13 protein-coding genes are annotated in these 14,195 nt (G+C 69.9%); 6 read left to right on the plus strand and 7 right to left on the minus strand.

Annotated elements, in window-relative coordinates; translation table 11 throughout:
• The 4 genes from ACFWW9_RS25810 to ACFWW9_RS25825 form a co-directional block, all read right to left on the minus strand.
• The coding region (locus tag ACFWW9_RS25810; protein WP_390383001.1) for a HEAT repeat domain-containing protein at positions 1-1,044 on the minus strand (1,044 nt) is incomplete at its 3' end.
• Positions 1,045-1,085: 41 nt separating this feature from the next.
• Positions 1,086-1,568, minus strand: coding sequence for a universal stress protein (locus tag ACFWW9_RS25815; protein ID WP_390383004.1), 483 nt, complete (start codon positions 1,566-1,568; stop codon positions 1,086-1,088).
• Between the two features lies 1 nt (position 1,569).
• Entirely contained in the window at positions 1,570-2,799 is a 1,230-nt protein-coding gene (locus ACFWW9_RS25820) for an SLC13 family permease (RefSeq protein WP_390383007.1), read from the minus strand.
• A 69-nt stretch (positions 2,800-2,868) separates the two neighbouring features.
• The gene (locus ACFWW9_RS25825; RefSeq protein WP_390383010.1) at positions 2,869-3,264 is read right to left on the minus strand and encodes a nuclear transport factor 2 family protein; all 396 of its coding nucleotides are present in this window, start codon (positions 3,262-3,264) and stop codon (positions 2,869-2,871) included.
• Positions 3,265-3,352: 88 nt separating this feature from the next.
• On the opposite strand from ACFWW9_RS25825, the gene ACFWW9_RS25830 reads away from it, so the two are divergent.
• On the plus strand, positions 3,353-3,730 hold the full coding sequence (locus tag ACFWW9_RS25830; protein WP_390383013.1) for a winged helix-turn-helix transcriptional regulator: 378 nt from the start codon (positions 3,353-3,355) through the stop codon (positions 3,728-3,730).
• Here ACFWW9_RS25830 and ACFWW9_RS25835 read toward each other — a convergent pair.
• Positions 3,712-4,410, minus strand: coding sequence for an SDR family oxidoreductase (locus ACFWW9_RS25835; RefSeq protein ID WP_390383016.1), 699 nt, complete (start codon positions 4,408-4,410; stop codon positions 3,712-3,714). The genes ACFWW9_RS25830 and ACFWW9_RS25835 overlap by 19 nt on opposite strands.
• A gap of 80 nt (positions 4,411-4,490) precedes the next feature.
• Between ACFWW9_RS25835 and ACFWW9_RS25840 the strand changes: the two genes are divergently transcribed.
• Complete coding sequence (locus tag ACFWW9_RS25840) at positions 4,491-4,952, plus strand: winged helix-turn-helix transcriptional regulator (RefSeq protein WP_390383019.1); 462 nt, start codon at positions 4,491-4,493, stop codon at positions 4,950-4,952.
• A gap of 274 nt (positions 4,953-5,226) precedes the next feature.
• Here ACFWW9_RS25840 and ACFWW9_RS25845 read toward each other — a convergent pair whose 3' ends face one another.
• Both ACFWW9_RS25845 and ACFWW9_RS25850 read right to left on the minus strand, forming a co-directional pair.
• The gene (locus tag ACFWW9_RS25845; protein ID WP_390383022.1) at positions 5,227-8,112 is read right to left on the minus strand and encodes a BTAD domain-containing putative transcriptional regulator; all 2,886 of its coding nucleotides are present in this window, start codon (positions 8,110-8,112) and stop codon (positions 5,227-5,229) included.
• Between the two features lie 330 nt (positions 8,113-8,442).
• Positions 8,443-8,814 (minus strand): STAS domain-containing protein, encoded by a 372-nt coding sequence (locus tag ACFWW9_RS25850; RefSeq protein WP_390383025.1) that lies wholly within the window; start codon positions 8,812-8,814, stop codon positions 8,443-8,445.
• 134 nt (positions 8,815-8,948) lie between these two features.
• Between ACFWW9_RS25850 and ACFWW9_RS25855 the strand changes: the two genes are divergently transcribed.
• The 4 genes from ACFWW9_RS25855 (at position 8,949) to ACFWW9_RS25870 (ending at position 14,135) form a co-directional block, all read left to right on the plus strand.
• Positions 8,949-9,296 (plus strand): MerR family transcriptional regulator, encoded by a 348-nt coding sequence (locus ACFWW9_RS25855; RefSeq protein WP_390383028.1) that lies wholly within the window; start codon positions 8,949-8,951, stop codon positions 9,294-9,296.
• Positions 9,297-9,369: 73 nt separating this feature from the next.
• Complete coding sequence (locus ACFWW9_RS25860) at positions 9,370-9,807, plus strand: response regulator (RefSeq protein WP_390383146.1); 438 nt, start codon at positions 9,370-9,372, stop codon at positions 9,805-9,807.
• Positions 9,808-10,143: 336 nt separating this feature from the next.
• The gene (locus ACFWW9_RS25865) at positions 10,144-12,465 is read left to right on the plus strand and encodes a cellulose binding domain-containing protein (protein WP_390383031.1); all 2,322 of its coding nucleotides are present in this window, start codon (positions 10,144-10,146) and stop codon (positions 12,463-12,465) included.
• On the plus strand, positions 12,462-14,135 hold the full coding sequence (locus tag ACFWW9_RS25870) for a cellulose binding domain-containing protein (protein WP_390383034.1): 1,674 nt from the start codon (positions 12,462-12,464) through the stop codon (positions 14,133-14,135). Before ACFWW9_RS25865 ends, ACFWW9_RS25870 begins: the two co-directional genes overlap by 4 nt.
• Positions 14,136-14,195: the final 60 nt, after the last annotated feature.

Raw genomic sequence — 14,195 nt, forward strand, 5'->3', positions numbered from 1 at the left:
GTCCAGCTCCACGGCCCGACCGCGCAGCACGGCGACCACCGCGCGGACCACGACGTCAGACGGGTCGGTCAGCATCCGCTCGACCAGCGCCACGTCCACCGCTCCCAGCCGCCGAAGCGCCCGCACGGCCGCGGCTCGGACACGGGGCTCAGGGTCCGCCAGCCACGGCCGCACCAGAGCGGCGTCCGCGGGCTCGCCGGTCTCTCCCAGACCCGCCACCCCGCGCGGCAGTGCGACGCGGTACCGATCGGCCGCGTCGGGCACCAACCTCTGAGCGACCGACCGCACCAACGGACTCCGGTCGAACAACGCCGCCACCGCCGCGTCCCGCCTCCCGAGCACGCGCACGGCTTCCGCCCGCACGGACGCGGCCCGGCACGACAGCAGCACCCGGAACGCGTCGACGTCGTCCGCCAACCGCGTCGCCGCCGCCACGCACCTGAGCCGGATTGGCAGGTCCGGATCGCACAACGCCCCGCGCAGCACCGAACCCAACCCCAGACTCCCCCGCCTCAGCGCCACGTCGTAGGCGAAGCGCCGCACCCGCACGTCGGCCACCGCCAACGCCGCCGCCAGCACCTCGGGCTCAGCCTCGCGCAACGCGGCCTCCACCCGGTCCGCGAGCCACCCGCCCAGCCGCCGCTCCCGAAGCGCGAACGCCACCGGTGCCAAGTCCACGACACCCGGCCCGTCCAGCAGCCGTTCGCACGCCGTCCGGGCACGGTCGCGCACCGGCCCCACCCAGTCCGCCGACCGCAGCGCCAGCACCTGCGGCCACTCGCCGCGCTTCGCGATCACCGCGACCTCGGCCTCGCGCACCCACCCGCTCGGCCCGCACGCCATCAGCACCCGCTCCAGACCGCCGATCTCCCCCCGCTGGTCGAGCACCGCGACCCAGGCGGGCCGGACCCACGGGCTGTAGCGCGCGGCCTCGTCCAGCGCGAGCCACGTGCGCGCGGACGCCGTCGTGAGGAAGTCCTCGGCGGCGGTCGGGTCCAGGTCGAGCAGCGACTCCACGAGCGGAGCGCCTTCGGCGGTGATCACCAGGCGATCCTTCCCGCCGACGCCCGACCGGCGCATCCCGTTTACCGAGGTGGCGGTGGGATCGACTCGATGCCGGGCGCCTGTTCCGGCCACACCAGCAGCACCGGGCACGGCGCGTGGTCGACGACGAAGCGGGTGGCGTGGCCGAGGCTCTTGGGGCCGAGCCGCGAGCGGTCGCCGTCGCGGGCGACGATCAGCAGGTCCGCTTCCGACGCCGCGGCGATGACCTGCTCCTCGGGCCTGCCGTGGCGGTCGGTGGTGGTCGCGGGCAGGCCCAGTTCCTCGGCGGCCACGCGCAGCAGCGCGGCGGCGGCCTCGGCGGCCAACTCCTCCACCTGGTTTCCGGGGTCGCGTTCGGGGTGGCCGCGACCCAGCAGACCGGCGAACGCGCCGTGCGCGGCTCCGGGCACGCCGGTGTGCGTCACGTGCAGCAGTTCCACCCGCGCGTCCGGCGGGGCCAGCGTTCGCGCGGCGTGCACGCTCGCGCGCCAGGTGCCTTCGACGATCCAGACGACGATGTCCACATCAGCCTCCGATCACGGTCAGGCCCGCCCACAGTCCGAGCACGGCGAGCACCAGGGACACCGGCACGGTGAGCAGGCCGAGCTTGGTGAACTCGGCGAGGTCGGCCCTGGTGTCGTGCTGGTGCAGGATCCGACGCCACAGCAGGGTGGCCAGCGAGCCGACGTAGGTCAGGTTGGGGCCGATGTTGACGCCGATCAGGACCGCCAGCACGGCTCCGGTGCCGCCCGACGCCGCCAGCGGCAGCAGCACCAGCACGGCGGGCAGGTTGTTGATCAGGTTGGCCAGCACGGCGGCCACGGCCGCCAGCCCCAGCAGTGCGAGCAGCGTGCTGCCGGTGGGGATGAGGTGCCCGACGGCGGAGGACAGGCCGTTGTCCACGACCGCGCGGACCACGATCCCCAGCGCCAGCACGAACACCAGGAACGGGATGCTCGTCGAACCGACCAGCGCCGCCGGGGTCGTGGTGCGGCGCACGAGCGCGCGCACGCCCAGCACGAGCGCCCCGCCGAACGCGGCCCACGCGGGGTCGACACCGAGCAGCGACGTGACCGCGAACCCGACCAGCGTCAGCCCCAGCACCACGAGCACGAACCGCGGGGCCTGCTTCGCGGGCACCGGCACGCCGTCCGCGCCCGCCGCGAGGTCGGAGGCGAAGAACATCCGGAACACCACGTACTCCACGGCCACGGCGGCGAGCCACGGCAGCGCCATGAGCCCGGCGAACCGGGTGAACGAGATCCCGGCCGCGGTGAACGCCAGCAGGTTGGTCAGGTTCGACACCGGCAGCAGCAGCGACGCCGAGTTCGCCAGGTGCGTGCACGCGTACACGTGCGGCTTCGGCCGGGCTCCCAGGCGTGACGCGGTCGCGAACACCACCGGTGTCAGCAGCACGACCGTCGCGTCCAGGCTCAGCACGGCCGTGATCGCCGCGGCGACGCCGAACACCGCGCCCAGCAAGCGTTTCGGGCTGCCCGAGCACAGCCGGGCCATCAACGACCCGGCCGCCTCGAACAGCCCCTCGTCCGCGCACAGACGAGCCAGCACCAGCACGGCGGCGAGGAAGGCAACGACCGGCGCCAGCCGTTCGACCTCCGCGACCGCGTGCGGCACCGAGATCGCCCCGGTCGCCAGCACCACGCCCGCGGCGGGCACCGCCGCCACCGCCTCCGGCCAGCCCCTCGGCCGGATGACGGCGAACGCCAGCACCGCCACCAGCAGCACCACGGACACGACGGTGTTCAGCTCGGACCTCCCCGCACGACGGCGTTCATCATCCAACGCGGCCGGCGGGTCGGCAGATCAGCTCCCCCAGAACTCGTCCTCGGCGGGCTGGTCGGCCCCGAACAGCCACACCTCGACGATGAGGTCGTCGACCACGCGAAGCAGGTCCACGCCGTCCATCGCCAGCTCGCCGCCGTCGCGCGACGCGGTGAAGTGGATGGTCGCGGCCACCAGGTCGCCGTTGCCCATGAGGTGGTCGACGCGGTCGATCCGGAACGTCCCGCCGCTGGTCTCCACCATCCCGCCGATCATGGCGAACACCTCGCCGCTCCCGGACCGCCTGCCGGAGAAGCGGTTCGCGCCGGGCTGGTGCCAGACGACGTCCGGCGACAGCAGCGCGCCGACGGTGTCGAGGTCGTTCACGGCGAGCGCGTCGAAGTACTTCCGGACGACGGCGATGGTCCGATCGGACATGGTGGTGCCTCCCTGTTGTCGTTGCAGGGGGCTATGGTTCCCATTGGTGACCAATTACCTCAACGTAACCATTGGACGGCTGCGAGCCATGTCACAGGACCCGCGCTGGGACGTGCTGTCCCGGACCTGCCCGTCGCGCACGTCGCTGGCGCGCATCGCGAACAAGTGGACCGCCATGATCGTGATCACCCTGGCCGACGGACCCCGCCGGTTCGGCGAGGTCCGCGACGCGCTGGACGGCATCAGCGGCAAGGTGCTCACGTCCACGCTCCGCGACCTGCAACGCGACGGCCTGCTCCGCCGCACCGCCTACGCCGAGGTCCCACCCAGGGTCGAGTACGAGCTGACGCCGCTCGGCCACACGCTGCACGCCCCCTTGGAAGCCCTCTGCCGGTGGGCGGAGGACCACATCCCCGAGGTGCTGACCGCGCGCGACGAGTTCGACGATCAGGCGAACTTCGGGTAGAGCGCAACCACACCACCGGCCAGCTTCGCCTGGACGGACCGGCTGTGGTCGTCGGCCACAACCTCGACCTCACCCGCCTCAACACCGTCGAGCGCGAGCCCCGCAACGATGGCGGGATCGTTCTTCGGCGCGTCGATCCCCGCCGCCATGTCGGTGTCCAGGAACCCGACGTGCAACGCCGTGACCTGCGTGCCCTGGTCAGCCAGCTCATTCCGCAACGCGTTGGTCAACGACCACTGCGCGGACTTGGCGGCGGCGTACGCGGCAAAACCGGGCGCGTTGATCCAGGACAGAACGGACAGCACGTTCAACACCGCACTGCTGTCGTGCTCAGCGAGCTGAGGAGCAAACGCCCTGGTCACCGCCAACGTGCCGAAGAAATGCGTGTCCATCTCCAGCCGAATGTCGTCGAGCGACCCTTCGACCAGCGACGCCCGCGTGTACGACCCGGCATTGTTGATCAGGATCGAAACACCGGTCGCCGTACGTGCCGCCTCGGCCACCGACTCGGGATCGGTCACGTCCAACGCGATCGGGATGACACCGGGCAGGTCGACCGAAGAGGGGTTGCGAGCACCGGCGTAAACCGTGGCACCGCGCTTCAGGAGCTGCTCGGCGAAGTGCCTGCCAAGCCCGCGGTTGGCGCCGGTGACGAGTGCGGTGCGGCCCGAGAGGTCCATGGGATGTTCTCCAGTCTGAGTTGGTTTTTCCAACGTAGCACCTGACTCGGAAAACACAAGTCAGAGGTACGATGACTCACATGGCCACCCCGAAACTGCTGGAATCCCCGTGCTCGATCGCCCGCAGCCTCGGGGTCCTAGGCGAACGCTGGACGTTCCTGGTACTACGAGAAGCGTTGACGGGCTCAACCCGCTTCGCCCAGTTCCGCGACTCCCTGGGCCTGGCCCCAGACGTCCTCACGACCCGCCTGTCAACCCTCGTCGACTACGGCGTGATGACCCGCGAGCCCTACCGCGAACCAGGGAGCAGACCACGAGACGCCTACCACCTCACCCCAGCAGGCCGCGAACTCCACCTAGTCCTAGCCGCACTACAGCAATGGGGCGACCACCACCTGCCCTACAAAGACGGCCCCACAATCGAACGCAGAACCCGCACGGACAACCGCCCCGTACGCGTCGCCTTCGTAGACGACCAGGGCACCGAAATCCCCGAAAACGAAGTAAAAACCCTCCGCACAGCGGCCTACCCCACCACCTAGCCCCCACACGGAGCCGACCTACCCACCCCCAGCACGGTCACGGAAGCACGCAAGCCTCCCGTCGACCAGCCCCCTCCCGCCACCCCGATCCAAAGCGCCCTCATGCCCAAAACGGTTTGTCAAGGCATCTTTCCCGCCTTGACAAACCGTTTTGGGCATGGAGACAATTGCGCGAGCGGGGTGACGGGACCCCCGGACTCACTCAAGCGGAGTGACGCCCCCCGGACCTACGCAAGCAGAGTGACGGACCGAGAACCCACACCCCCGTGGAACTTCACCCGCCCACATTCACCCGAGGCGCAGGCAACCGAGCCCCTTCCATCTGCAACAACCGCTCCGCGATCGCCCGCACAGCAGGCAACTTCAACTCCTCCAAGATCGCCAACGCCCTCAACCACGTAGCCCGAGCCCCCACCCGATCCCCGGCTTCGAGCATCGTGTCCCCAAGCTCCATCAACTCTTCAGCCTCGTACACGGGAACATTCGCCGCCCGGTACAACTCGATGGCCCGTTCCCGATACCGGATCGCCTGCTCGTACTGCCCCCGCAACCGATGCGACTCGGCGAGCACCACCCAGCAGTTCCCTTCCCCGTTCCCATCCCCCAGCTCCCGAAAGATGCTCATAGCCTTCCGGGTCAACGCCACCGCGACCGTGTGATCCCCAAGGTGGGACCGAGCCCAAGCCAACCCGTGCAACGAGTTCGCCTGCCCCAACAAATCCCCAGCCTGCTCGTACAACTCATACGCCAACCGATGATGCTCAGCAGACTCCGCGAACCGCGACCGCCGCCCATCGATCGACCCAAGTCCACTGTGGACATGAGCCTGCTCATGACTAAGCCCCAACGACTGGAAGATCTCCTGCGTCCGCGCCAACAACGCAACAGCCTCATCCGGCCGATCAAGATAATGCCGCGCCCCCGCCAAACTCCGCATCGCCAACGCCCGCCCCAACGGATCACCTTCGATCTCCGAGGCAGCGACCACCACCGACATCGTCGCTTCCCACTCGTGCCACAGCCCTTGGAACTGGAAGTGCTGCTGCATCGACAGCGCCAGCCCCCTGGCATACGCCGGTTTCCCGGTAGCGGCCGCAAACCGAACCACAGCCGTCAAGACCTGACGCTCAGTCGCCAACCACTCGTACGCCTCTTTGTCGTCCTCAGCGACCTCCGGCCGCACCCCCGGCAACGGCGGCGGCGGCGCGTCGAGCACCAGCCTCGGCTTGAGCAGCACGTGCCCTTGGTGCGCGGTCTGCCGATAATGATCCAGCAGCCGCGCCAGCGCCGCCTCACGATCGGCGTCCGAGTCCAGCTCCCGGCTGAGTTCCTTGGCGTACACCTGGATCAGGTCGTGAGCGACGAACCGCCGCGGCGCGTGCTCGGTCACGAGCCGACCGCGGATCAGCTCGATCATCAGCGACCGCGTCTCCCTGGGGTCCGCGCCCAGCAGGCTCCCGGCGGCGGCCAGCGAGATGTCTGGTCCGAGGTGCAGCGACAGCAGCCGGAACAGCCGCGCCGCCCGTTCCCCCAGCATCCGGTACGACCACGAGAACACCGTGCGCACGTCTCCGCTGCTGCCGTCGCCGAACGCGTCCAGGCTGCCTTCCGTGTCCCGCAGCTCGTCGGCGATCGCGGCCAACGGGAAGTCCGGGTGCGCGGCCGCCCGCGCCGCCACCAGGCTCAACGCCAGCGGCAGGCCCGCGCAGAACCGGACGATGTCCTCCACCGCCTGCGGTTCGGCGGCCACGCGGTGGTCGCCGATCCGCTTGACCAGGTTCTCCACCGCCTCCTCGGCGGACAGGACGTCCAACGACACCAGGTGCGCCCCGTCGGTGGCCATCAACCCGGTCAGCCGGTCGCGGCTCGTGACGATCACCAGGCAGCTCGCCGAGCCGGGCAGCAGCGGCCGGACCTGGTTCGCGTCGCGGGCGTTGTCCAGCACCACCAGCATCCGCTTGCCCGCCGTGAGGCTGCGGTAGAGGCCCATCTGCTCGTCCACCGTCGACGGCATCCGGGTCGGCAGGACGTCCAGCGCGCCGAGGAACCCGCGTAAGGCCTCCGCCGGGTCCATCGCCGCGCTGCTCAGGTCGAACCCGCGCAGGTTCACGTACAGCTGGCCATCGGGGTACCGCTCGGCCAGCGTGTGCGCCAGGTGCACCGCGAGCGTGGTCTTGCCCGTGCCGGGCATGCCGTCGATCGCGCAGATCACCGTCGACCCGGACGTGGTCGACAGCCCCGGCACCAGCCCCCGCAGCCGGGCCAGCACCGAGCGGCGACCGGTGAACGCGGGCAGGTCGGACGGCAGCTGCGCGGGCCGCAGTCCCGGCCTGGGCTGCGGACGCGACTCGACCCGTGCGGGCTCCGGCGGCGCCTCGGGCACGACCTCCTGGGCCAGCACGCGCTGGTAGGCCCCGCGCAGTTCCGGTCCGGGGCCGATGCCCAGTTCGTCGGAGAGGTGGGTGCGCACGACCTGGAAGATCCCCAGCGCCTCCGCCTGGTGGCCCGCGGCGGCGAGCAGCAGCATGACCTGCGCCTGGAGCGCCTCGTCCAGCCGGGCCTGCGCCGCCACCGCGCGCAGGGCGGGCAGCAGCTCGTCGGCCATCCCGGCGGTCCGCGCGATCTCGGCGGCCTCCCTGGCCAGCGCGACGCGCTCGTGGTCGATGGTGGAGAACAGCGCGGTCGCCCGCGACCCCACGTCCAGGCCGTCGGCGCACCGGCCGTGCCACAGCCCGAACGCCGAGGCGTACACCGGCACCGCGGCCGCGTGGTCGCCGTCGTCGACGATCCGGTCGGCCTCCGCCACCAGCGCGCGGAACCGCAGCAGGTCCAGCGACCGCTCGTCGACCGCCAGCTCGTAGCCGCCCGCGCGACGGAGGAGCCAATTGCCCTCGGCCCTGGGCGGCAGGCCCGGCTCCAGCATCCGGCGCAGCAGCCCGACGGAGCGGTGGACAACGTTGACAGCGCTCGTCGGCGCGCTGTCGTCCCACATCAGGTCGACCAGTTCCGCGAGGCTGACGGGCCTGCCCGCGCCCGCGAGGAGGAACGCGAGGACGAGGCGCTGCTGCGGGGCGCCGAGGTCGATCTCCACGTCGTCGCGCCACGCCCGGACCGGGCCCAGCACCGTGAAGCGAATCCGCGAGGCGCCGTTTCCCGTCAACTACCGGCCTCCTCGTCGTCATCGGCGGGCTCGTCCCGGACCCACCCGACTTGAATACGATATCAAATAAGGTTTTTCACCTCGGGCACGACGAGGGCGCTCCAGCAGCCGCGCGAAGGGGATTCCCCAGCTCGCCGGACCTGCGGGAACACCACTCGACCCGTCCCGAATGCTGGGAAATCGCAGCCTGAGCGCTCCCATCCCGACAGTGAACAATTCTCGGAATTTCGCCGGTCCGCGCCAATGGCGACCGGGGACGTCCCAGGGCTCCGAAAAGTTGTCAGGTGTGCGAAGGCCGACATTCCGCGCCCTCCGAACGGCGGAATCCGGTCACGCCGCCAGCGCCGCGGCCACCGTGGGGTAGATCTCCAGCAGGCTGTCGAGGGCGGTCAGCTTGAGAGGCCTGGCCACGGCGCGGGTCGCGACGACGATCCGGAACGGCACTCCGTCCCGCAGCCCCCGCTCGTGGCAGCGCACGAGCGCGCTCAGCCCGGACGAGTCGAGGAACGTCACCCCGGTCAGGTCGGCGACCAGCGGCGATTCCGCGCTCGCCGCGCCCACGAGGCGTTCCTCCAGCTCGGGCACCGTGTTCATGTCGACGTCGCCCGCGACGGCGACCACCACCGCGCCGTCCACGGCGCTCTGGTGCACACGCATCCGCGGCGATTCCGCGTCGTAGTCCTGTCCAGGGACGGTGCGCATGACGACCTCTCCTCGCTCGGGCGGACCCGCTGTCCGCGACAGAGAAAATCTACACCCGCGATAGTAGACATTGACGAGCCATCGGCATAGGTTAGGTTTCTGACCGGGTGATCCGCTCCACTCCGGAAGGTCCTATGGGTCCAGCGCACGGCACTCCCGACCGCTCAGCGGACGACAAGCTCGACGACGACGACTACCCCGCCTACTCGATGGGCCGGGCCGCCGAGATCCTCGGCGTGACGCAGGTGTTCCTGCGCGGCCTGGACAACGCCCGGCTGATCACGCCCCAGCGGTCCGAGGGCGGCCACCGCCGCTACTCCCGCTACCAGCTGCGCCTGGCCGGGCGCGTCCGGGAACTGGTGGACCAGGGCACGGCGGTCGACGCCGCCTGCCGGATCGTGATCCTGGAGGACCAGCTCACCGAGGCGCTGCGCGTCAACGAGGAGCTGAAGCGGTCCTCTTCGGACACCGCGCCGAACTGAGCGCGGGCGAACCGCGGCCGACGTGGCACGATGACCACGTCCGCTCAGCCGCAGGATTGGGGACTCCGCCGTGATGGTTTCCGCCGCGTCCGCGATCGACGTCCTGCTCGTCGAGGACGACGCGGGCGACGCGCTCATCACCGAGGAGGCGTTCGAGCACCACAAGGTGTTCAACCGGCTCCACGTGGTGCGCGACGGCGTGCGGGCGCTGGCGTTCCTGCGGCACGAGGGCGAGTACGCGGACGCGCCCCGGCCGGGCCTGATCCTGCTGGACCTCAGCCTGCCGAGGCTGGACGGCCACGAGGTGCTCGCGGCGATCAAGCAGGACGCGGACCTGCGCCGCATCCCGGTGGTCGTGCTGACGACCTCGGAGGCGGAGGAGGACGTCCTGCGGAGCTATCAGCTGCACGCGAACGCGTACGTGACCAAACCGGTCGACTTCGACGCGTTCGTGGGGGCCATTCGGCAGATCGACGACTTCTTCATCACGGTCGTCGCCCGCCCTCGCTGAAAAGTTTCCTGAATCGGTTCAAGACTGCCCGGTTCACGAGTGGGAAATAGTGGGTAATCCACACCGGACGACCCATCGCCGCAGCGTGATACCGGTTGCGGTCGCCTTCGCGCACCCACTGGACCACTGGTTAATAAGCTCTGCCGACCAGGTCGGATCGCCTATTTCACATCCTTGACCAATGGCACCCGAACCAATTCTTCGCCAATCGTTGACGACCGTGCCGCGCGTTACTCACAATGCGTCTCCAAGGTGTGAGCCGCCACACATCTTCGGGTCCACGATTGTCCCTTGGAGGTTTGGGTGTCCCGAAGTCATCGCCTACGTCGAGCCGCCGTGCTCGGGTTGGTGGGTTCGCTCGCCGCGGCGGGCGTCGCCGTCCTGGTGAACGCCGCCGACGCGGCGCCGGGTGCGGGCGCGCTCACCGGGTTGAACACCTCGGCGAGCAACCGCCGGGCGCCCGTGAGCGGCCTGTACGACTGGAGCAAGGCCGGATACCGGGGTGGCCAGAACCTTCCCGGTGCCGGTGAGACCAATCCCAGCGCCGCCTGCCAGATCACCGCGGCGGAGCTGGCGAGCCAGTTCAACGTCAAGCCGAACGACGGCGCCGACGACTCGGCGGGTCTCCAGTCGGCCATCGACTCGATCAAGTCCACCTGCTCCCCCTCGGCGAGCTACACGAAGCTGAGCCTGATCACGCTGCCCGCGGGTGAGCTGGCCGTGTCGCGCGAGCTGCACGTCGACGCGGACTACCTGATCATCCGCGGCGCGGGCAAGGACGCCACGAAGATCACCTACAAGCCCGACGCGAACACCCTCTACGACACCCTCACCGAGGACGGCTCGGACTGGGACGAGGACGGGATGACCGCGGGCGCGGGCAAGGGCGGCTGGCTGTGGCCGGGCCGCGGCCTGTTCCGGGTCCAGTCGCGGGGCGTCGACCCCAGCTACGCGAGCGACTACGCCTCGGCCCCCGCCAACCGCAAGGACATCTTCGAGGGCACGGTCAACGTGCACTGGAAGGTCGGCGCGAAGCTGCGGGCGAAGCCGGGCGACACCGTGAACGCGGCCAAGCAGGGCGACCGCACGGTGTACCTCGCGACGAACGCGAACATGGCGAACATGACCGTCGGGTCGTTCATCAACATCCGCGCGGCGAACTCGGTGAAGTTCTACGAGCAGCAGAAGGCGACCGGGACCGAGTTCCCGATGCTGAACATGCACATGCGGGCGCAGATCTTCACGATCTCGTCGGTCGACACGGCGAACAAGACCGTCACGGTCGACAAGCCGCTGGAGTACGACGTCCCGGTGAACTCCACGTCGGACGGCTCCGCGCCGATCGACGGGGCGGTCTACGACTCGAAGGCCTCGCCGCTGGTCGACCCGGTCGTCGGCGTCGGCTTCGAGGACTTCGGCTTCACCCAGGCGATGCCGGGCCTCAACCAGGCCGACTCGGTCGACAACTACGGCAACATGGCCCCCAACGCGGAGATGCACGGCATCGTCTTCAAGTGGGCGGCGAACTCCTGGGTGCGCGGCATCAAGGCGGAGATGACCGGGTCGCACCCGATCGTCACCGAGGAGGCGAAGAACCTCCAGATCGTGGACAACGAGCTGGACGGCTCGTGGAACAAGGGCAAGGGCGGCAACGGGTACTTCCGCGGCTCGCGCGTGTGGGACTCGCTCTACGCGGGCAACACCTCGCGCAACCTGCGGCACTTCACGTTCCAGTGGTCCGCGTCGGGCAACGTCGTGATCGGCAACGACTTCGACTCCGACCTGAACCTGCACGGCGGGTGGGAGCGCAACAACCTGTTCGAGCTGAACACGGTGCGGGTGTCCTACGCCCACCGCTCGGCCAACTGCCGCGCCAACTGCGGTGAGGAGGGCGGCGGCGGTCCGGACAACTCGAACTGGTTCCCGATCTGGTGGGGCGCGGGCAAGAAGGCCGTCAAGTGGTCCGGCGCGTCCGGTCCCCGCAACGTCTTCTTCAACAACACGATGACCAAGCAGACCGCGACCGGCGGCCCGTTCAACGCCTACTACGCCGACCACACGAAGGTCTACCAGTTCGGCTGGAACGGCACCGGCTACCAGCACCTGGACGTCGGCGGCACGCCCATCTCCGACTGGGCGACCAACGAGCAGCGCGACTACACCGGCGGCCACGGCGTGGACGCGAGCAAGTCGGACACGGCGGCCTCGCTGTTCCTGACCTCGGTCAACTCCACCCCGCCGTCCAACACGACCACGACGACCACCACCACGACGACCACGACGACGTCAACCACCACGACCACCCCCACCACGACGACGACCACGACCACCCCGCCGTCGACCGGCTGCGTGACCGCGAAGGTCACCCAGACCTCGGTGTGGAGCAGCGGTTACGGGGCCGACGTGGTGATCACCAACGGGTGCGCGGCGGCGATCACGGCGTGGACGGTCGAGTTCGACCTGCCCTCCGGCACGACGGTCAGCAGCTCGTGGAACTCCGTCCGGACCTCGTCCGGCCAGCACCACAGGTTCACCAACGCGAGCTTCAACGGCACCGTCAAGCCCGGCGCCACCGCGAAGTTCGGCTTCAACGCCTCGGGCACCGGCCTCGCCACCGGCTGCGCCGTCAACGGAAACCCCTGCGGAGGAACGCGATGAGGAAACGAGCACTGGCGCTCGCCGGTGTGGTCGCCACGGTCGGGGCGCTGCTGAGCGCCACGGCCGCCCAGGCGGCCGCGCCCCAGCTCACCGCCGCCGTCACCCAGACCTCGGTGTGGAACAGCGGCTACGGCGCGGACGTCGTGATCACCAACTCCGGTGACGCGGCCAGCACGTCGTGGACGGTCGAGTTCGACCTGCCGTCGGGCACCACGGTCAGCAGCTCGTGGAACTCCGTCCGGACCTCCTCCGGCCAGCACCACAAGTTCACCAACGCGAGCTTCAACGGCGCCATCAAGCCCGGTGCCACGGCCAAGTTCGGCTTCAACGCCTCGGGCGGCAGCCTGCCGACGAACTGCACGGTCAACGGGGTCGCGTGCGGCGGCGGGACCACCCCGCCCGCCGACACCCAGGCGCCCACGGTGCCGGGCGGCCTGCGGACCACCGACGTCACGGCGAGCTCGGTGTCGCTGTCGTGGACGGCGTCGACCGACAACGTGGCCGTCACCGGCTACGAGGTGCTGGTGGGCGGCGCGGTGAACTCCACGGTCTCGGGCACGACGGCCACGGTCAACGGCCTGTCCCCCGCCACCGCGTACTCGTTCACCGTGCGGGCCCGTGACGCGGCGGGCAACCGCTCGGCGGCGAGCACGGCCGTGAGCGCCACCACCAGCCCGGACGGCGGCGGAGGCGGCGGCACGGTGAACGTGTCCACCGCGGCCCAGCTCCAGGCCGCGCTGGCGGCGGCCACCCCCGGCCAGACCATCAAACTGGCCGCGGGCACCTACCGCGGGTCGTTCGTCGTGAACGGGCGAGCGGGCACGGCGTCGCAGCGGATCACGCTGAGCGGCCCGGCGAGCGCCGTCATCATCAACGACGGGCCGTCGGGTGACGCCCCGTCGTGCCCGGCCCCGACCGCGGGCTGGGACTCCGGGTACGGCCTGTGGGTCTTCAACTCCCCGTACTGGAACCTCACCGGGTTCACCGTGCAGGAGTCGAAGAAGGGGATCGTCCTCGACAACTCCCACCACACGACCATCGACTCCGTGTCGGTGCACCACGTGGACGAGGAAGCGGTCCACTTCCGGCGCTCGTCGGCCGACAGCGTCCTGCGCAACTCGACGATCACGAACACCGGCCTCGTCCAGCCCGGCTACGGCGAAGGCGTCTACCTCGGTTCCGCCAACTCCAACTGGTCGTGCCACGGGAACACCGGCGGGATCGACCGCGGCGACCGGATCCAGGTGCTGAACAACAAGATCGGGCCGAACATCGCGGCGGAGCCGATCGACGTGAAGGAAGGCACCTACGAGGGGGTCATCCGCGGGAACACGTTCGACGGGCAGGGCATCACCGGGGAGAACTCGGCCGACTCGTGGATCGACGTGAAGGGGATCGGGTACGTGATCGAGGACAACATCGGGACGTTCCGCAGTCCTGGCGTGTTCGCGAACGGGTACGAGACCCACAACACGAGCACCACGCCCTCGTTGCCGAACGGCTGCGGGAACGTGTGGCGGAACAACCGGTCGGACCTGGGTGGGGTCGGTCAGTACGCCATCAACATCACGTCGGTGTCGAAGTGCACGGCCATGCCCAACGTCGTGTACGCGTCGAACACCGTGACCGGGGCGGTGAAGGGACTGACGAACGCGAGCGTCACCCCGTAGAACAGCCCCACCGAACGGGCCCGGCGGCTGTCAGGAGCCGCCGGGCCCGTTCGTGTTCGC

Origin of the sequence: Umezawaea sp. NPDC059074, assembly GCF_042738955.1 — a bacterium.
In the GTDB taxonomy this organism is placed as follows: domain Bacteria; phylum Actinomycetota; class Actinomycetes; order Mycobacteriales; family Pseudonocardiaceae; genus Umezawaea.